This window comes from Phycisphaerae bacterium (assembly GCA_012729815.1).
Taxonomy (GTDB): domain Bacteria; phylum Planctomycetota; class Phycisphaerae; order JAAYCJ01; family JAAYCJ01; genus JAAYCJ01.
On the sequence record JAAYCJ010000267.1, the window covers coordinates 1 to 19636 of the forward strand.

The 19636-nt window shown below is 61.8% G+C and carries 19 protein-coding genes; 7 read left to right on the forward strand and 12 right to left on the reverse strand.

The window, feature by feature from the left end:
- The 5 genes from GXY33_17300 to larB form a co-directional block, all read right to left on the reverse strand.
- On the reverse strand, positions 1–446 hold a 446-nt coding region (locus tag GXY33_17300; GenBank protein NLX06896.1), incomplete at its 3' end, for a prepilin-type N-terminal cleavage/methylation domain-containing protein.
- A gap of 72 nt (positions 447–518) precedes the next feature.
- A complete protein-coding gene (locus GXY33_17305; protein ID NLX06897.1) occupies positions 519–1160 on the reverse strand; it encodes a GntR family transcriptional regulator in 642 nt (213 codons plus the stop codon).
- 121 nt (positions 1161–1281) lie between these two features.
- On the reverse strand, positions 1282–3174 hold the full coding sequence (locus GXY33_17310) for a hypothetical protein (GenBank protein NLX06898.1): 1893 nt from the start codon (positions 3172–3174) through the stop codon (positions 1282–1284).
- A gap of 307 nt (positions 3175–3481) precedes the next feature.
- The gene (locus GXY33_17315) at positions 3482–3712 is read right to left on the reverse strand and encodes a hypothetical protein (protein NLX06899.1); all 231 of its coding nucleotides are present in this window, start codon (positions 3710–3712) and stop codon (positions 3482–3484) included.
- Between the two features lie 126 nt (positions 3713–3838).
- Positions 3839–4597 (reverse strand): nickel pincer cofactor biosynthesis protein LarB, encoded by a 759-nt coding sequence (larB, locus tag GXY33_17320; GenBank protein NLX06900.1) that lies wholly within the window; start codon positions 4595–4597, stop codon positions 3839–3841.
- A gap of 340 nt (positions 4598–4937) precedes the next feature.
- On the opposite strand from larB, the gene GXY33_17325 reads away from it, so the two are divergent.
- Genes GXY33_17325 through tilS form a run of 3 tightly spaced genes read left to right on the forward strand, consistent with a single transcriptional unit; the run spans position 4938 to position 8322 of the window.
- Complete coding sequence (locus tag GXY33_17325) at positions 4938–5915, forward strand: dihydroorotate dehydrogenase electron transfer subunit (protein NLX06901.1); 978 nt, start codon at positions 4938–4940, stop codon at positions 5913–5915.
- Positions 5916–5917: 2 nt separating this feature from the next.
- Complete coding sequence (locus GXY33_17330; protein ID NLX06902.1) at positions 5918–6880, forward strand: dihydroorotate dehydrogenase; 963 nt, start codon at positions 5918–5920, stop codon at positions 6878–6880.
- 11 nt (positions 6881–6891) lie between these two features.
- Positions 6892–8322: a tRNA lysidine(34) synthetase TilS gene (gene tilS / locus GXY33_17335; protein ID NLX06903.1), complete on the forward strand. Its 1431-nt coding sequence runs from the start codon at positions 6892–6894 to the stop codon at positions 8320–8322.
- Here tilS and def read toward each other — a convergent pair.
- From def to GXY33_17370, 7 genes are all read right to left on the reverse strand, one after another.
- A complete protein-coding gene (gene def / locus GXY33_17340; GenBank protein ID NLX06904.1) occupies positions 8319–8843 on the reverse strand; it encodes a peptide deformylase in 525 nt (174 codons plus the stop codon). The two genes, tilS and def, sit on opposite strands and share 4 nt — an antisense overlap.
- A 119-nt stretch (positions 8844–8962) precedes the next feature.
- Complete coding sequence (dprA, locus tag GXY33_17345) at positions 8963–10105, reverse strand: DNA-protecting protein DprA (protein ID NLX06905.1); 1143 nt, start codon at positions 10103–10105, stop codon at positions 8963–8965.
- Positions 10106–10158: 53 nt separating this feature from the next.
- On the reverse strand, positions 10159–10806 hold the full coding sequence (locus GXY33_17350) for a hypothetical protein (GenBank protein NLX06906.1): 648 nt from the start codon (positions 10804–10806) through the stop codon (positions 10159–10161).
- Positions 10803–11024, reverse strand: a complete 222-nt coding sequence (locus GXY33_17355; GenBank protein NLX06907.1) for a hypothetical protein — start codon at positions 11022–11024, stop codon at positions 10803–10805. The genes GXY33_17350 and GXY33_17355 overlap by 4 nt, the downstream gene beginning before the upstream one ends.
- On the reverse strand, positions 11017–11802 hold the full coding sequence (locus tag GXY33_17360; protein NLX06908.1) for a TIGR04255 family protein: 786 nt from the start codon (positions 11800–11802) through the stop codon (positions 11017–11019). Before GXY33_17360 ends, GXY33_17355 begins: the two co-directional genes overlap by 8 nt.
- A gap of 124 nt (positions 11803–11926) precedes the next feature.
- Complete coding sequence (locus GXY33_17365; GenBank protein ID NLX06909.1) at positions 11927–13042, reverse strand: 3-dehydroquinate synthase; 1116 nt, start codon at positions 13040–13042, stop codon at positions 11927–11929.
- 24 nt (positions 13043–13066) lie between these two features.
- On the reverse strand, positions 13067–13789 hold the full coding sequence (locus GXY33_17370) for a hypothetical protein (protein ID NLX06910.1): 723 nt from the start codon (positions 13787–13789) through the stop codon (positions 13067–13069).
- Between the two features lie 256 nt (positions 13790–14045).
- Between GXY33_17370 and GXY33_17375 the strand changes: the two genes are divergently transcribed.
- The 4 genes from GXY33_17375 (at position 14046) to GXY33_17390 (ending at position 19332) form a co-directional block, all read left to right on the forward strand.
- The gene (locus tag GXY33_17375) at positions 14046–15368 is read left to right on the forward strand and encodes a bifunctional folylpolyglutamate synthase/dihydrofolate synthase (GenBank protein ID NLX06911.1); all 1323 of its coding nucleotides are present in this window, start codon (positions 14046–14048) and stop codon (positions 15366–15368) included.
- A gap of 227 nt (positions 15369–15595) precedes the next feature.
- Positions 15596–16588, forward strand: a complete 993-nt coding sequence (locus GXY33_17380) for a radical SAM protein (protein NLX06912.1) — start codon at positions 15596–15598, stop codon at positions 16586–16588.
- An 86-nt stretch (positions 16589–16674) separates the two neighbouring features.
- Positions 16675–17760 carry a redox-regulated ATPase YchF gene (ychF, locus tag GXY33_17385; GenBank protein ID NLX06913.1) on the forward strand — a complete coding sequence of 362 codons (1086 nt, stop codon included), beginning with the start codon at positions 16675–16677 and terminating at the stop codon, positions 17758–17760.
- 132 nt (positions 17761–17892) lie between these two features.
- Positions 17893–19332: a DEAD/DEAH box helicase gene (locus GXY33_17390; protein NLX06914.1), complete on the forward strand. Its 1440-nt coding sequence runs from the start codon at positions 17893–17895 to the stop codon at positions 19330–19332.
- The last annotated feature ends 304 nt before the right edge of the window (positions 19333–19636 follow it).

Sequence of the window (19636 nt, forward strand, 5' to 3'; positions counted from 1 at the left end):
TCGGTCATGAACCAGGAGTAGCCGATCATCTGGACTTCGTAGCCGCTGGAGATCCAATACCACGGCCAGTCGCCGGTTCCGCCGTCCCAGGCGACGATCTGGCTGCCGCTCCCGCCCGGCCAGGGCACCGAGGGGCTTGGGCAGTACAGCAGCTTGGGTGTCGAAATGTACCGCGGATGGAAACTGCCCGCGTCGCGATCGACCACGTGCCGCCGCAGATGCACCATGTGCTGGGCGGGAAAGTAGTGGATGCAGAACGTGCCGTCGTTGTCGTCGGCGTACAGCACGTGGGCCGATCCCAGGTTGTGCAACTGGCTCAGGCACACCGTCCGCTGAGCGCTGCGGCGGGCCTCGGTGAGGGCCGGAAGCAGGATCGCCACCAGCACCGCAATGATCGCCACGACGACCAGGAGCTCGATCAGGGTGAAACTGCGCGACCGCGGCATTCCGGCCTTCCGCGTTGTGGGCCCGACATGACGCCGGTTTGTCACCGCCATATTCGCGGACCTCGAAAGGGTTCAGTCGGTCAGCCCGTGGCTGGCCAGGTACTCGTAACCCGAACGCACGTGCCGCTTGGCCAGATACTCAGCCGAGTCGCCGTCGCGGTCGGCAATCGCCTGGATCAGCGCCTTGTGCCGGTGAAGATACTCCCGCCTGTCGATCGGGTCGTTGCGCCCGGCGGTCTTCTCAAGGATCAACAGGCGATCCAGTTCACTCTCCAGCAACGGACACTCGGCGCATCGGTAGATGAAACGGTGGATCGCCACGTCCAGCCGGGTCTGTTCCATCGTATCCCCACCCAGCACCGCCTCTTCCAAATCGTGGCCCATGCCCTTGAGTTCGGCGATCTGGTCGTCCGTGATCCGCTGAGCGCAAAGCCGCGCGGCCACCGACTCCAGACCTTCGCGGATCAGGTAGAGCCCCTCCAGGTCGCGCAAGCTCAGCGTCCGGACGCGGGCGATCTTCAGCGGCTCCTTGACCAGCAGCCCCTCGCTCTCCAGCCGCCGCATCGCCTCGGCCACGGGAACCGGGCTGCACCCGAACTCCCGGGCCAGCTTCCGCTGGGAAACCCGCTGGCCGCGGGCCAACTCACCACGGAGCAGCTTCTGGCGGATCCGTTCGTGCACCCTGTCCACCGTGGTCGCCACCGGCTTTGCCATTGTAGAATTTCCCATATGCCCCACTTATACCATCGAATGGACTATTTTGCAATGGCATTTTGGCGGCGCATGGATTAAGTATTGAAATGCCCTTGCCTCCCGGACACAAAGAGGGTCGAGGCTACTCGTATCGGGGGGTAATCAACCAGATTCCGCCCTCGAACCGGTCCAGTGCGTCCTGCAGCCCTTCCTGCAATTCCGGATCGCTCGGACTTTCGCAGTCGCTGCTGCCGCCCCCGCTGGTCAGGCCGACGCGGATGCGGTCGCCGACCACGGTCACCACCGGATAGGTGAGCTCGATCTTTTGATCGTACCAGTACCCGTAGTAGTCCTTGTCGTAGAAGTTGTAGCCGAAGACGTTGTAGTCCAGCGGCTCGGGATCGGTCAGACGGTCGAACTCGACCCAGACCCGGTGGCCGCCGTGGTTCGCCTCCGGGTCGCAGTCGCACTCGCCGGTGACGATTCCGGGAATCGGGTCCGGCGGACGCATCTTGAACATGCACGCGCCGGTGGCGCCCTGCTGGTCGGGTTTGGTCAACACGCCGACCGTCGCGCTGCCGCTGTGATCGGCGGTCAGTGTCACCGAGGCCTGGCCGTTCGGATCGGTGACTGCGGTGGTCGATCCAATCACTTCGGCTGGGCTGCCCGAGAAGAGGTTAAACTCCAACTCCATGCCGACTACCGGGCCCCCGGTCGGCGTGATGCCGTTGTCTTCCTCCTTGAAATACCTCAGCGTCGCCGTGATCGTCACGGACCCTTCTTCGCCCGGATCAAAGAGCGAGACCGGCGGGTCCGCCTCCATCTCGATGCCGTACTCGGCGAGTTTGAACGTGACCAGGTTTTCGCCGCACTTGAGCGTCAACGTCTTGCTGCCGTCGATCAGCACGTTCTCGTCGAGGTCCAGGGCCTCCATCTTGATGCTGACCTCGCGGCCGGGGATCAGCCCGTCGAACTCCTTGGCCACATGCGGCAGGTCCTGCAGCACGTTGGGATCGGGCGGCGGGAAATTCGGATCAGTGTACTCGATGGTGACCCGCGTGGTCACCGTCTGCTCCGGCACGCCGAACGTGCCAACGGTCAGCCAAGTCGGCAGATACAGATGACGGGTGGTCCCGCCCGCAAAGGGCCACAAATCGAGATTGGCCTCCCAGCCGCCTTCCTTGGCGATGGCTTTGAACTCCAATCCGTACGGATCCCAGTTGCTCGCGTCGTCAGCGGGCTCCGGATCGGCCCCGACCGCGTAAACCGGAATCTCGCCGCTCTGCCACGCCATCACGTCCGACCAGTTCTTGTAGGCCATCCACGGAATGATCCATACCGCGTCCAGCGCGGTCTGGGTGTCAACCAGGTCATCCCAGGCCATGAAACTGCCCAAACCGGATTCGAACACGTCGATGGCTTTGAAGCCGAGATTGAACGGGTCCGATGAGTTCGGTTCCGGTCCGATGGCATCCTCAAGGTCGAGAAATGAAGCGTTGGCCGCCACGAGGTACACGAAGCTTCGCGGCAGCGAGCCCAGATTCTCGCGCCACAGGTCCTCGCGCATGTAGAGGTACTTGGTTTCGGTTTTCTTGAAGACATCCACGCGACTGACCACGATGACCCGCCCGATCTGTCGCTCGGCCTCAAGGTCGATGCTCTTGGCAATCCGCTTGAATCCGAAGTCATACGGATCGGTCCAACCCGAGCCGGTCTGGTAGGTCTGGGCGGCGGCCACCTGGATGTAGCAGTAGTGCTCGCCCATGTCCGCGACCTTAAAGCCGAAGTTGAATGGATCGGGCGTGTCCGCCGCCGGCGCCGGCCGCGAGATCGCGTGGGCAAGGATCACGATCACGCCGTAATCTTCGAGATCGACGAAGTCCTCCACGCCCAGCGTCCGATAGCCGTCGTTCGGATCGTTGTATTTGATGTCAATGTCGTACGGATCCCAGTCGTAGTTCTCCACCAGGTAGTCCCTGATGAGTTCGAAGGCCCGCACGTCGGCTTTGCCAAACTCCTCGGTGGCGGCGCTCATCAGCAGGATCTTGCGCGAATCGGGAGTGTAGTGGAGGTCATCGTCCTTGGCCGTCGCCTTGGGCGCCTCGATGACCTTGGCCTGATCGGCCTGCCAGGGCCTGGCGCATGGCTGAGGAACTGTAGGTCGGGCCGTTGCCGAAACCTTCGATGGTGTTGATCGCCGAGACGTACCCGCTGGCGAACTTGACCCAGATCGAATAGCCGTCGTCGGCCAGCAGGACTTGGCTGACGCCCGGATCGTTGCTCAGCCGCTCGACCAGGGCGGCGCGTGCCTCGGTCGAGGTTTTAGTGGGACGCTCCTGGATTTACAAATCCGTCGCGTCGTCGAGAATCTTGGCGTCCGCCGCGGTCAACAAAGTTCTTTCAGCCGTATTCGGATCGACCGAATTGGGATCCGAGGTGTTTGGATCGGATGTATTCGGGTCCGACGCGTTCGGGTCCGGCGCCGCTCCGCCGCAGCCGCCGATCCAGATCGAAACCGCCACCGCCAACAGCGCATAGACCGCCCACGACAACCGATCGCTCTTGCCCGTCATTGCACCACCCTCGCTTGAACCTGGACATGTGCCTCAGTCCGTCCACGACGATGCTGATAGTGCATCACGAAGCGGCGATGGGAGTCAAACTGGCAAAAGGCGGCAAGACGGACGGGTTGGGCAGGTCTACTTCTTTTCGCCGAGGCGGTTGATCATGGCCGCGATGTAGCCGGCGCCGAAGCCGTTGTCGATGTTGACCACCGAGACATTCGAGGCGCAACTATTGAGCATCCCCAGCAAAGCGGCCAAGCCGCCGAAGCTCGCCCCGTAGCCGACGCTGGTCGGCACCGCAATCACCGGAACCGATACCAACCCCCCCACCACGCTCGGCAGCGCCCCTTCCATTCCCGCCACCACGATCACCACGTTCACCTTCGCCAGCGTCGCCGAAGCCGAGAGCAGCCGGTGCAATCCTGCCACGCCCACATCGTAGACCGTCTCGACCCGCTGATCCATGATCTCGAGCGTCTCGCGAGCCTCTTCCGCGACAAACAGATCGCTGGTTCCCGCGCAGACGAGTCCCACCGCGCCGGCTGAGGGCTCGCACGGTTTTTGTCGCACCACGATGGTGCGGCTGATGGGGTTGTAGCGGGCATCGGCCACGAGGCGCTTGACCTGTTCGTACGCCTGCTGATCGGCCCGCGTAGCCAGAACGTTCGACCCTTTTTGCACCAGGCGTTCGACGATTTGCGCAACCTGCTCCGGAGTCTTGCGCGGACAGAACACCACTTCGGGGAATCCGCAGCGGATGGCGCGATGGTGATCGACCCGCGCGAACCCCAGGTCCTCGAACGGCAGATGGCGCAGACGATCGAGGGCTGCTTCGGTCGAGAGCTTGCCCGCTGAGACGTCGTTGAGCAGTTGTTTGAGTGTCTTTTCATCCATGGTTGCGACCGATTATACGTTGACCCGACGGATTGTACACCCGATGCCCGCCGACCGCGGTCGGAACGGGCGAAAAAAGGCTGAAAATGCGGGCATTTTTGGCCGAAATTTTTGTATTGACACCCGCTGCGGCGGTCGGAAGAATGCCTATAGACGGGCCGGAACCGGTAAGTCAGCCCGATTGACAAAGCCCACCGGCCGAACTATACTGAAGTTGCAGTTGGGCACCGAAATTTGTGGCTGTTTTCAGCCGTGGCACTTCCGGACCGGCTCTTCGCCGGCCCGGAAGTTTTTTTAGGGCGACCGGCCAACATCATAAACTACCGTTAATTCAGAGTTTATGGCACACCATCTGGACAACAAGGCCGTGCACCAGGCCGAGGTGCTTTCGAACCGACCCATCTCGGCGGGGAAGGACCAGCCGAACTACCTCCTGGAATTAAAGCTCGACCGGAGCTTCACCGCCCTGCCCGGTCAATTCATTCAAATTCAGATTTCAGAGCCTCCATTGACAACACACCGCGAACTGGAGCACCAGAACGGCGAATTCCAGCCGTGGACGGTGGAAGCGGAGTTGGACCACAAAACTCCGCTGCTGAACCGGCCGTTCAGCCTGGCGGACCTCCGGACGGTCGATGGTTTTACGCAAGCCTCCGTTTTGTATAAGGTTAGGGGCCCTGGCACCATCCGGTTGAGCCAGTTTCGAGCGTCCGATAACCTGACATTGTTTGGGCCGCTGGGTTCGAGTGTGTTTACGTTACCCGAAAGGGTGGACCGCGTGGTGATGGTCGGAGGCGGTCTGGGTTTGGCGGGGCTGCTATTCTGGACCAATGGTCTGATCGAAAAGGGTCTGCCGGTGACGATGGTGGCGGGAGCCCCGACGGCTGAGCAAATCCCGTTGCCCAAAAAGCTCTGGTCGCAGCGGACGAGTGACACCCGAAATCTCTCGAACGTCTTTTCACGGCTTGGACCCGAGGCGGTGAACCTGTACGTGGCCACCGATGACGGATCAGCCGGGCACAAGGGTTTCGTCACCGAGGTTTTCGACCAGGTGCTGGCGGAAAAACCGCCGAGCGAGCGTTGGGCGGTCTATGCCTGCGGTCCGTGGGCCATGCTGAGGCTGATCGCCCGGGCCGCCGATGAGGCAAACGTCTTTTGCCAGGTGTCGCTGGAGGAGATGATGGCCTGCGGGATCGGGGCGTGTCAGGCGTGCGTGATCAAGGTCCGGGCCGACAACCAGCAAGGCTGGCAGTACAAGCTCTGTTGCACGCAGGGCCCGGTGTTCGATGCGCGGACCATCGTGTGGGATCAGGACTGACCATGGATCAATTGAGAAGCCGGACCGACGTTGATCTTTCGGTGGACCTTGCGGGCATTCAAATGCAGAACCCGCTGACCACCGCCTCAGGCACCAGCGGGTATGGCCCGGAGCTTTCGAGCTACGTGGACCTTTCGCGACTGGGGGCATTCACCACCAAGTCGATCACCGTCGAGCCGCGCGAGGGCAATCCCGCGCCGCGGATCGTCGAGACGCGGGCCGGCGTGATCAACAGCATCGGGTTGGCCAACGTCGGCTTGGAGAAGTTCCTGGCCGAGAAGCTGCCGTCGGCGGCGAAGCTGGGCGTGCCGATTCTGGTGAACGTGGCGGGCAAGACGATCGACGAGTATCTGACAGTGGCTTCGGCGCTGGATCGCGTCGAGGAGATCGCGGGATTGGAGATCAACATCTCGTGTCCGAACGTGGCCGCGGGCGGCTTGGAGTTCGGCACGAACTGCACAATGGCGTCCGAACTGATCCGCACCCTGCGCGGCGCGGTCAAACGGGCCAAGCTGATCGTCAAGCTCAGCCCCAACGTGACCGACATCTGCGAAGTCGCCCGCGCCGCGGTCGAAGCGGGGGCTGATGCGCTGAGTCTGATCAACACGCTGCGCGGCATGGCGATCAACGTCGAAGCGAAGCGGCCGGTGCTGCCGCGAGGCTTTGGCGGATTGAGCGGCCCGGCGGTCCATCCGGTGGCGGTGTATTGCGTGTGGCGGGTCTATCGCGAGGTGGCCAAACCAGCCGGCGTGCCGATCATCGGCCTCGGCGGCGTGCAGCTCTGGCAGGATGCGATGGAACTGATGCTGGCCGGTGCGACCGCGGTGGCGATCGGCACGGCGCTGTTTATCGACCCGCAGTGCCCGATCAAGATCCTGGACGGAATGACCGATTACTGCCGGCGGCACGGCGTGCGGCGGATCGCCGACCTGATCGGCACGGTGGCGCCGCCCACCGCGACGTAGCGAGGTGCGGCATGACCGGCAACGACAACCTGACCGGCCGGTTTATCGACGCCCTGACGGCGGGCAAGCTCATTTCAAGAGGCGATCGCGTGCTGGCGGCGGTTTCGGGCGGCGCCGATTCGAACGCCCTGCTGCACCTGCTGGTCGCGGCGCGAAACACGATCGGCTTTGACCTCTTCGTCGGGCACTTGAATCACCAGCTTCGCGGCGAATCGGCCGACATGGACGAGCAGTTCGTCCGCCGGACCGCCCAGGAGCTCTCGCTTCCCTTCCACGCCGAAGCCGTCGACGTGGACGCCGACCGCCGGCAACGGGGCGGATCGCTCGAGGAAGCCGCCAGAAGGGTCCGCTACGAATTCTATGAGCGGGCGGTGCGGCATTTCGGGGCGGGTCGGATCGCCCTGGGTCATCACCGCGGCGACCAGGTCGAGACGGTGCTGTTCAACATCATTCGCGGCACGGGTCTGCACGGGCTTCGCGGCATGCCGCGAGCCCGGCCGCTGCGAGTCGGCGGCAGCGTCATGATCGTCCGGCCGCTGCTGAGTATTACCAAAGATGAACTGGTGGCATACCTTCAGTCGAAGGGTCTCGGCTGGCGGGAGGATCACACCAACGCAGCGATGATCGCGTCGCGGAACGTGCTGCGGCACCGCGTGATTCCCGAGATGGAACAGATTCACAGCGGCTTTGCGCAGCACCTGCTGGCGCTGGCCGATCAGGCGGCAGAGGCTGAGGCGATCGTCGATGACCGTGCCGACCGGCTGCTCGCCGTGGCGCAGCGGGATCAATCCTCCTGGAGCATTGAGGACTGGCGTCTGGACCTCTCGCCGGCGATCGTGGCCGGCGAGGCCATTCGCAAGATGCTGATCGGCGTGGGTGTCGGCGCGGGCCGGATCGCCGCGAATCACATCGCGGACGTTCTGCGACTCGTGCGGAGCAACTCAGGCGCCGTCGATCTGCCCGATGGGATTCGCGCGCGCGTTCTGAACGACCGGCTGTTCGTCGAAAGAAAGCCTGCGCCTCAAGCAAAGGACCTCGACGCTCAGATCGCGTGGGTCGGCGGCGAATGCCGGTTCGGCGACCGGCGGTTTTCGCAGCAGCGTCAGCCGTTCGACCGGCTGTGGTTCGAGCGGTTCTTAGGCGAGAAGACCAGCGGCGAAGAGGCCATCGACGCGGAGAAGGTGGAAGGCAACCTGGTGATCCGTTACGCCCGCGAAGGCGAGCGGTTCCGGCCGTTGGGTTCGCCGGGCGGCAAGAAGATCGGCGACTTTCTCACCGATCGGAAGGTCCCGCCTCAGGATCGGCCAGCCGTGGTGGTCGCCGATGCGCGAGGCGTGGTGTGGCTGGTCGGATTCCGCATCGATCAGCGGGTGCATGTCGGCGAGCGAACCAGAAACGTGATCGTACTGCGTGTCGAGAGCAGGCCGGCAGACAGCGTCTAGTCGGCGGCCTTCTCTTCCATCATCTTAAGCTGCCGACGCGCGGCCAGCTTACCCACCACCGACATCCGCTGAACGATCAGCGTGCCGCGAAGGTGATCGGTCTCGTGCTGGAAGATTCGGGCCGTCAGGTCGGTCGCCTCGATCTCGCGACGGTTGCCGGTCAGGTCGGTGGCCTCGAGGATCACCCGCTGGCGGCGGCGGACCTTGCCGTAGATCTCGGGCAGCGACAGGCAGCCTTCCTCCGCCTCGGCCCAGCCCTCTTCATCGACGATCTCCGGGTTGATCAGGGCGTGGTCGTCGCCCTCTTCGCCGGATGGGTTGTAGGTGAAGATCGCCAAGGCCAGCCCCACCTGATTGCCCGCCAGGCCCACACCGCGAAACTCGTGCATCAGTTGGATCATCTTCTGGGCCAACTGCTCCACCCACGTATCGAGCTTCTCGATCGGCTTAGCCGTCTCGGCCAAGACCGGATCGGGATACTTCACCAGTGTCAGTTGATCGATTTCCTCTGCGGTCAGCATCGCTCCACCTTCGCCGTTTCATGCCTGAGTTTAACTTCAGAATTATACCCTTTTCGGCCGCGGTGCGTCAGGGGAATCTGCTGAGATTGGTCAATTCGACACAAACGGAAGGCACTTGGTCACTTGCGGCCGTACTGGTTGCCCGGCAGGGCTTTGACCAGCCCTTTGAGCTGCAGCATGGTCAGGACGGATGAGACCTCAGCGGCGGGACGCTGGCAGATCTGGCAAATCGTGTCGATGTCGTTGGGGCCGGCGGTCAGGAAGTCCCAGACCTTGCGCTCGGGCTCCGAGAGATGGTCGGCCTGGGCGTCGCGAACGGTGATGCTCTGCGGATCGGCCGGCGCGCCGAGGGCTTGGGCCTGCTTCTTGAGCATGGCGGAGACCGACCCGAACTCATCGAGAATATCGTCGAGGCACATCACCAGCTTGGCTTTGCTCATTTTGATCAACTCATTGCAGCCGACGAACGTCGGTACGTCGATGGGGCCGGGAATTGCGAAGACCTCGCGATTGCAGTCGGCGGCCAGATGCGCGGTGATCAGAGCCCCGCTGGACTTCGGCGCCTCGATGACCAGCGTGCCCATCGACATCGCCGCCACGATGCGGTTGCGGGCGGGAAAGTTGCCGGGATCAGGAATGGCCTCCATCGGCAGTTCGCTGAGGATGGCTCCGTGTCCGTCGGCGATCTCGTCGAACAGGCCCCGGTGCTCGGGCGGATAGACGTTCAGCAGGCCCGCGCCCATCACCGCCACCGTGCGCCCGCCGCCGTGAATAGCGCCGCGATGGGCTTGGGAATCGATGCCTCGGGCCAGACCGGAGACGACGGTGAAACCGGCCTGGGCCAGCAGCGAGCCGAACCGATAGGCCTGCTCCGAGCCGTAGCGCCCGGCCCGCCGTGTGCCAACGATGGCGATGGCGAGCTGGTCCTGTGGGCGAAACTCGCCCTTGACGTACAGGACAGCCGGCGGGGAGGGGCTCTGCCGCAACAGCTCGGGATACTCCGGATCGACCATCGTGATGAGCGTAACCCCATTGGCCTCGGCCAGTTCCAGCTCGCGCTCGGGATTGACCGTGCGCAGCCCTTCGTGGATCTGCTGGGCCGTCGCCAGGCCGATGCCTTCGACCCCCTGCAGTTCCAGAATCGTCGCCCGGGAAATCCGCTCGACGTCGCCGAATACATCCAACAGCCGGCGAAACCGCACCGCCCCCACACCGGACGCCAGATGCACCCGAAGCCAACACGTAAGCTCGTTGCGGTCCATGCTGCTCCAACTAACCTGCCGCGTGATCATTATCCGTCGATGCTTGCGCAGAGCTACAGTCCCAGCTGCACCTCATCTTCCTTCGGTCTTCGCGAGAAGTACTTCGCTAGTTTCCGTCGAAGCTCTTCCCGGACTGCGACGGAGACCTGCAGGAGCTTGGCGGCAATAGGCACATCGTTGGCGCCTATAACCTTATCGCACTCCACTCGGTACGCCCTCCTGAAGTCAATCATGTAGAAACTGCTCCTGATTTTTCCCTTCGGCGTATCCAGTTGATACTCAGGAAGGAGGCCATGCGGTTCGTAGACAAACTGCTCCACAAAAGCATATCCCTTGCCAATCTGGAGTCTCTTCTGTCTCTCCTTCTCAGGGAGCTTGTGCCAGATGTCTTGAGGAACAGCCTGTTCTGGCATCATTTCTCGATTCACCCTTGTTAGGTCCTCCCCTAAATAGCCGTTTTTGAGGAATGTTGGGTTGATATCCGCCAATGGGGACACGGTTAGCATCCGATCGCCGATGGAACAGCAGGGCGTCAACACAACAACGTATTCAGGCCTGACAACGTTGATGTCGTACTTGTAGTGACGCGTATCTCGCCCAAGCGGTGAAGCCATGCTGACGTTGCAGAGTACGAATCCGGTCAGCACGTCACCTAGACGAAAGGCACGGTCGGGATGCTCCTCGTAGAACGATGGCTTCACCGGTCGTAGAACTCCGAGACGTCATGAACTCCCGTCTTCGCGATTCGTCGCTCATCGCTGAGAAAATCTCTCCTAATAGAGATGTGCACCACCCCAAGGAACTCCCCCGCAAGGCTCACTTTCACGCCGACCATGTAGCGGTCGAATGGGACCTCGATAATCTGGGACGGCCTCTGGTAGCTCCCTGTCCCCTCCTCGGGTAGTAGCTGTCTACGCATCGCTATCCTCCTCGGGTCTCTGCCGCATGTGCTTGATGACTGGTTCCTTTATCGTTCTCTCAAATTCGTCCGCAACTAGGCCATGAAGCGTGTCTGTAGTCCTGAGATATTCGGAACTGGGAACGCCCTCTGCATATCCATCAAAATCTAGCGAGTAGGTTATCTTCTCCCCTCTGGTATCCAGGCGTTCTCGGAAAGTAAGGCGGCATTCACTCTCACGCCTGACCCTCGCGACGACTTCGCATTCAAGTACCTCCTCAACTGCAAATCGCTCAACTGGCAGAGCAGAATTGTACCACTCCCTGAAGCTCGACGTGCTCAACTCCGACGGAAGGGGGCATTCATCAATGTACCGCAACCCGATACGCAGAAACTTCGGAACTGCAACTACCTCCAAAAACCTAGCCACTGCAAACTCGATCGCGTCGCGGAACCTCGGGGTGGCGGCGGGATTGTTGTACGTCTTATGAACCGTAGAGGAGATGTCCAGCGAGTCGCTGTGAACATTGAGAGATACTCCATCCGGCGAAGCAAAACGCCATATTTTCTTTACAGCAAGACTCTCCTCGCCCCCCACCAAGTCCTCGACCTTGGCACCTTCACCAATATCAGCAATCAAGAGATTCCGGCGGAGTTGCAGGGAAGACTCCGGGAACTGCTCCATGATCCGGACCTGGTATTCTCCAATCTTCTCCTCGATGAAAAAGAGATTAGGATAGCGAATCTGGAAAACAACCTGCTTCACGGTAGGTCTCGGAAATACCTCAGCTATGGTCATGGCCAACGATCTCCCGGCTCGCACATCAACGATACTGTAGCATTCAGAGCATCTGTAAGCATAACAGCAATATGGGGATTGTCACCTCGCCCTCGGTGTTTCACAAGAATAAACACCACCGTTCTCACGACACAACCACATCTTCTGACGGTCGCCTGGACAGTATATACTCGATGCCCTCCCTGATGACTTCCGTGGACAGATCGTCGAAAACTCCAAACTGGCCGATGGCGGTGGGCAAAACGAAGCGGATTTTGCCGGCTTGGGCCTTTTTGTCGCGCTTCATCAGGTCGAGCATCTGTTGCGGATCGAGATCGCGCGTGCGCGTGGGCAGGTTGAAACGGGCGATCAGGGCTTCCATACGGTCGAAGTCGGCCGCGGCGAAGCGGTTCATTTCGCGGGCGATGAAGCCGGCTGCGACCATGCCGAGGGCGACCGCTTCGCCGTGGCGATAGCGGTCGTAGCCGCCCTGCACCTCGATGGCGTGGCCGACGGTGTGGCCGAAGTTCAGGATGGCCCGCAATCCCGATTCCCGCTCGTCAGCCCCGACGACCTCAGCCTTGATCCGGCAGTTGCGGGCCAGCAACGGCTCGATGACCGCCGGTTCGAGGGCCAGAATGCGATCCACCTGTTGCTCGTGGAGCTCAAAGAACGCGGCGTCGCGGATCACGCCGTGCTTGATGCTCTCAGCCAAACCCGCCCGGATGTCGCGATCGGAGAGGGTCTTGAGGGTGTCGATGTCCATCAACACCATCCGCGGCTGATGGAACACGCCCACCAAATTCTTGCCGCGTGGCAGGTTGACCGCCGTCTTGCCGCCGACGCTGGCGTCGATATCAGCTTCCAGAGTCGTGGGAACCTGAACAAAGGGCACGCCGCGCAGCCACGTGCCGGCCACGAACCCGGTCAGATCGCCGACCACCCCCCCACCCAACGCGACCAGGCACGAACTCCGATCACACTCAGCGTCGTAGAGGGTCTGGTAGATCGCCTCGGCCACCGCCAGCGATTTGCTCCGGTCGCCGGGCGCAATGACGTGGCGAGCCAGGACGAAACCAGCCGCCTCAAGGGACTTCTCAGCCGTCGGACCATAGTAGCCGTAGACGGTCTCGTCACTAACCAGGCAGACCCGTCGGCTGCGGACGACCTCGGTCAGTCGCGAACCCAATTGACTGAGAAGGCCGGGGCCGACGTGGATCGGATAGCTGCGGTCGCCAAGAGGTACAGTAACACTTTCCATAAATAAATCCGCCGCATCGCCCGGTCATTTCAGGAACGAAGAACCCTTCATCGATCGTGCGGTGGTGATTCTCACGATCAGGTAGGCGGCTGTCAATACACAAACCAGTGCCAGCACCAGGGTCGGAAAACCTGGCGTCGCCGACCCTCGCGACGATGGAATGCCCAGCAGTACGCCCATAAACACCGGAACGGTCAGAACTTGAGGCCCTGCCGGATCGGCTGGCTGATCGGTTCGACAGGCCATGAAGTAGCCCAAGGCAAAAACGGGAACGCCTTTGCGGAACTTTTGCGGGTCTCGAACAGTAAATAATTGAAAAGGACTGCGGTACCGGTCGTCAAACAGGACGACGCTCCAGCAGTGATCCTGCTCGGGAAGATGGAGTTGGTGATCAACGTTCTCGGCGGAGCCGAAGATGCCTTTGACCAGACATAGCCTGCCTCTGAAATCTCCCGCATCCGCGAATATTCTGTTCAAGGAGACGGCTGGGCCAAGTATTTCTGTTATTTCGTCAGTCAATACCATATCGCCCGTGCCCGCGGGTGACAACCCGATGGCCAGCCGATCCGAGGCGTCGAGCATTTGGGCGACGATCCAGGCAGGAATTTCGGTTTGGCCGTCGGCAAGGAGATCAACCGCCCGACGTTCCGCGGTGCGGAGGCCGGGCTCGAAGGGACCGGAGGCCGGGTTTTGAACGTAAGCCTTTGCTGAGCAGGCACTTAAAGCCATATTGATGACTATCAACATCGCCCTGATCTTTTGACAAGTCATCATGATGATTATAAGCCAATGCTACATAAATACTTAGGACAACAAATTCGGGGTTCCCGTGAGATTCTTACGGGTTTTGCCCGAGTTTGTCTTGACTGAACCCACACCCTATTTTAGAATGATCGCTATGGTTCGGACAGCACCAAAAGCCAAGAGAACGAGCACGACCAAGGAAGTACGCAAGAAGCGGCGCAGCAGCCCTTCAGCGGGGCTGAAGAGTTATGAAACCGCATTGCGCTTTCTGGGCACATTCACCGACTACGAGCGGATGTCTCGCGTCGGGTACAATCATACCACGTTCAATCTGACGCGGATGCAGAAGCTCCTGGCGTCGGTCAACCGGCCGCACCGCGAGTTCCGGTCGATCCACATCGCCGGGACCAAGGGCAAGGGGTCCACCGCGACGATGCTGGCCCACATGCTGCGGGGCTGCGGGTTTAACGTCGGTCTGTACACGTCGCCGCACCTGGTGGACATGCGCGAGCGGATCGTAGTCAACGATGAGATGATCAGTCAGGCGGACTTCGTGCGGCTGCTCAATGAGTTGGTGCCGACGCTTCGGGCCATGCCCACGACCAACCGGGCCACGTTTTTCGAGATCATCACTTCGATCGCCTTCATGTACTTTGCCGAAAAGAAGGTGGATTTCGCGGTGATCGAGACGGGTCTGGGCGGCCGGCTTGACAGCACGAACGTGATCAAGCCGGAGGTCTGTGCGATCACGACGATCGCCCTGGACCACATTCACCAGTTGGGCAACACGGTGGAGAAGATCGCGGTGGAGAAGGCCGGGATCTTCAAGACGGGCGTGCCGGTGGTGAGCGTGCCGCAGACGCCCGAGGTCCGGTCGGTGCTGATGAAGACGGCTAAGAGCGTAAAAGCTCCGCTTAAGTTCACCGGAGATGAGATAGATTTCAGCTATCGGTTCGAGTCGAGTCGGGTCGCGGGCCCGCACACGCGGATCTGCCTGAACACCCCTCGAAGCCGGTTCGAGCACCTGGCGGTTCCGCTGCCGGGCGAACATCAGGCCATCAACTGCGGTTTGGCGCTGGCGGTGGTCGACGCCCTGCGGGAACGCGGTTTCGAGATCCAGGACAACGGCGTTCTGGAGGGGTTGAATCGGACGAAACTTTCGGGCCGGATGGAGCTGATCTGCCAGGACCCGCGGATTTTGATCGACGGCGCCCATAATCCCACGAGCATGGAGGCGCTGATCAAGACCATCGGTCAACACGTAATCTACGACTCGATGGTGGTGATCTTCGGGTGCGCAGCCGACAAAGACGTGGATGGCATGATGGACCAGATCGCTTTGGGCGCCGATAAGGTGATCTTTACGAAGAACGGCTCGATCCGTTCGGCCGATCCGGAAGAGCTGGCCCTTCGCTTCGAGGAGCGGACGGGCCGGATGGCCCAGTGGGCGTCGGATGTCGGCGAGGCGATCCGCACGGCGGCGTCGGTGGCGACCCGAGGGGATCTGATCTGCATCACCGGATCATTCTACCTGGCGGGCGAAGCCAAGAAGCACCTGATTGACCGCGGCTTGATGAAGTAGTCGCAGCCGACGGATGACGGAACGAATCAGAAGCGGGCTATTACGCAATAGTCCGCTTTTTTTGTTGGATCGACAAGGAGGCGACGGGTTCTGCCATTCCGGCGTGCCGGAAGGGGGAAAAACTCTCCGGCGAGACCAGGAAACACAGAAACACCGTCGAGGGCGACACAAAAGGACGAGCAACCACGGTGAGACCACTGACTTCGGCAGGGAAAAAGGCGAGGCTGTTGCGGACGTACGTGGGCGGGTACCCGATGTGGCTCGCCTGGCAGGTGACGTACCGGTGCAATTTCCGATGCGGGTTCTGCGGGTATTGGAACTCACCGGAAGGCAAGCTGCCCGAGCAGACGGTGGAACAGTTCGTCTACGGCTCCGAGCAGTTGGCGCGGGCGGGCTCGATGCTGATCTCGCTGGCCGGGGGCGAGCCGCTGTTGCGGGAGGATCTGCCGGCGATCGTGCGGGCGGTGGCCCGCTGGCACCTGCCGTTCGTGACGACCAACGGCTATCTGATGACGACGGACCTGGCCCGGGAGCTCTATGAAGCGGGGCTTTGGGGGGTTTCGATCAGCCTGGACTACGCCGATCCGGCCCAACACGACCGCCGTCGCGGCGTCAAGGGGGCCCATGCCCGAGCCGTCGAGGCGCTCGATCATCTGGCCCGAGCTCGAAAGTGGAAATGGCAGCGGCTGAACGTGATGGCGGTTCTGATGCACGACAACCTGGACGACCTGGATGAATTGGCGCGGCTCGCCCATGAGCACAATGCTTATTTCATGATACAGCCTTATTGTGCTTTGAAGACCGGCGATCGGCGGTTCACCTGCACCGAGCCGGATATTTCGGAGAAGCTGCTGGCGTTTCGGGCTCGGCACCCGAACGTTTTGAGCAATCCGTACTTTTTGAGCAAGTTCGGCGTGGCCCTCAACGGCGGGGTGGGCGGCTGCCGGGCGGGTCGGGCGTTTTTTAACATTGACAGTGTCGGTAATGTAGCTATATGCGTGGAAAATCGGTATGATCCGGTGGGCAATCTGTATCGCGACGAGGTGATGGACCTGTTCCATCGGATGCGGCAGGCCTCGCGGGTGAATCGGTGCCGGTGCTGCTGGTACAACTGCCGGGGGGAAGTGGAGAGCTTGTACCAACCGTACGGGCTGTTCCGGAGCCTGCCGACGTACCTGTTCGACCGCGGACGAGCGCCGGAAAAGTCGCCGGTGTGGTAGGATCGGCGGTTCACGGGCCCACCGTTTGAGGGAGAACGGTGATTTGTTGACGGTGTCTGGGGGGTTGAGAGAATAGAGTATAAGGTATGGCGGATAGACTGGCGATTATCGGTTTTCCTTTTTCGGGCAAGACGACGGTGCTGCAGGCGGCGTGCGGGATCGGCCGGGAGCACCTTCACGCGGGCGGCGAGTCGGGCGAGCATATCGGCACCCTCAAACACGAGCACGATCCGCGGCTGTTGCGGCTGGCGGAGATCTATGAGTCGCGGAAGCTGACGCCGCTGACGCTGGAGTTGTGGGACTTTCCGGGTTTCGATTTGACGACCGAACCGGGGCGGCAGCACGCCCGCCGGCTTCTGGCTGAGGTCCGGCAGTGCGATCTTCTGGTGATCGTGCTGAGGGCGTTCGAGAATCCGTCGGTGCCGCAGTACCGCGACCGGATCGATCCAGCGGCGGACCTGGACGAGCTGATGGAGGAATTCGTCTTCGCGGACATGGACCAGTTGTCGCGGCGGATCGAGAAGCTCGAACAGCAGCAGAAGAAGCCCAGCCCGACGCGCGAGCAGGAGAAGAAGGAGATTGCCCTACTGAAGCGCTGCCTGGAGGCGTTGGAGGCGGGCCAGGGGCTGCACGAGGTGGTGCATGGGGCGGAAGAGGACAAGATGCTGCGCAGCTTCGCCCTTTTGACCCAGCGTCCGTGCGTGGTTATTATTAATGTGGATGAGAATAGACTGGGACAGGAGTTCGCCCTCAAGCCGCACCCGATGGTGCGGTCGTCGTTGGTGTGCGCCGTGGAGTACGAGCGTCAGCTCCAGGAGTTGTCGGACGAGGACCGCGAGGTGTTTCTATCGGAAGCCGGGATCACCGAGTTGCTGGCCGACCGGCTGGCGGAGGCGGCGATGTCGGCAATGGGTCGGATCAGGTTCTATACCGCGGGCGACAATGAGGCACGGGCCTGGCCGCTGGGCGCGGGGATCAGCGCGGTCGAGGCGGCGGGCAAGATCCACTCGGACATTGCCCGCGGGTTCATTCGGGCTGAGACGATCGCGTACGCGGACATTGACGCGTTGGGCGCGGTGAAGGAGGCCCGATCGGCGGGCAAGCTGCGGCTTGAAGGCAAGGATTACGTCATCAAGGACGGCGACGTAATTTTCTTCCGGTTCAATATATAGATTGGTAGCAATCAGGAGAGCCGACCCCGGCGCAGCGACGGCGCTCGGCCGGACCGGTCGGCAAGCGGCGTTTTTGGATGCAGAGGCCCTGGCCGACGAGGCGGGCGTCTCTGATCAAAGGAGACAGGGGATATGGCAGGACTGAATCGGTTTGAAGATTTCGAGTTGAGTCGCAAGCTGCAGGAGGCGATCAGTTCGGCGCGGCTGGAGAAGCCGACGGAGCTTCAGAAGCAGGTGATTCCGCCGGCTCTGGACGGCTGCGACGTGATCTTCGAGGCCCGGAGCGGGATGGGCAAGAGCGCGTGCTTCGGGATTCCGTTTCTTCAGAACTGGCTTCGGAATCGGAATCAGAAGGGGATGATCGTCACGGCGACGGCGGACGGGGTTCGGCAGATGGGCAAGGTGATTTCGCGGCTTTGCCCGGCCCTCAAGACCAAGGTGCTCAAGTTCACGGCGAAGGACGACTTTTTCTACCCGGATCTGCTGGCCCGTTCGCCGATGGCGATACTGGAGCTGGCGGTGGTCGAACGGTTCATCAAGCGGGAGAAGGAGTTTGCCTCGTCGGTCAAGATGCTGGGGATCGACGATTTCGACAAGCTGCTGGAGCACGAGGAACGGCTGAGCCAGGCGATCTCGCCGTTGAGCACGGACCGCCAGACGCTGATCAGCGCGGTGGAGTTGACCGAGCAGGTGATCGAGCGCGGGCGTTGGTACTGCGACCCGAACCGGCTGGAGAAGGTCAAGCTGACGCGTCCGGAGGCCAAGTGGTCGGGCGAGCAGGTGCGGCTGCAGTACATGGTGGTGGAAGAGGAGGACCGGTTCGACCGTCTGCTGGAGCTGCTGTCGGGCCTGAGCGAGAAGGTGGTGATGATCATCACGGACCTGGACCGGGTATCGCGTTACGTGGCGGACCGGCTGGTCAGCGCGAAGATACCGGCGGAGGTGCTGGCGTATTCGATGCAGTTGGACGCCAAGCAGTCGATTGCCGTTACGACGGGCGAGTCCGGCCGCGGCGTGATGGTCGGTTGCGAGGCGGCTTTGAACGGGGTGAACCTGCCGAAGGTGGACCACGTTATTTCGTGGGAGCTTCCCAGCCAGATCGACAGCTACTGGCGCCGGGTGGACCGTTTCGTTCACGCGGGCGAGCTGGGAGCGACTCTCATGGTGGACCAGGAGCGGGTGGGCGCCATTCGCATGCTGGAGCGGCGGTTGGGCCGGAACATGGAGGAGGTTCTGGTCCGGCCGGGCGCTCCGGAGCGAACCGAGCGTCGGGAGCGCCGGCCGGAACGGTCCGAAAGAGCGGAACGACCCGAACGGCGGGAGCCGCCGGCCCGTCCTCGCGAGGAGCGTCCGCATCCGGCCGCGGCCGCCGAGACGGCAGAGCCGCAGGCCGAAGCGGTTCAGGCGGCCCCTCCGGTCGTCGCCGAGGAGGTTTCAGAACAGGCTCTGATCATCCCGGAGCGGTTCCGGATGCCGGTGTTCGCCACGCCGGAGCAGGTCCAGGACCTGGCTCCTGAAGGCTTCGTCAAGACCCTGGGCAGCAAGTTCGTTCCGGCCCGTAAGAAGCGATAGGTACCGGTCGTCGCCGAATGCGAGGAAAGCAGGCGTCGAGCGTTCACAGACGTCCGCCGGTCTCGTCGATCTCCAGCCGCAGCGTGGAAGCGGAGGTCAGGGGCTGGAGCGGTTGGAGAAACGGTCGTCGGTGGGCGAGCAGCTCCGGGATTCGCCGCTTCGCGGGAAAGCCGGAGCGATGGTAGTCGCGACGAGACGCCCGGATGGGTCTACAATTACTCTTTAACCGCTGAGACGGTGCCCGCGGGACGATGGTGTCCGACCGGCTGGCGGCATCGGTAGGATCGAGGAGAGAGAAGAGGAC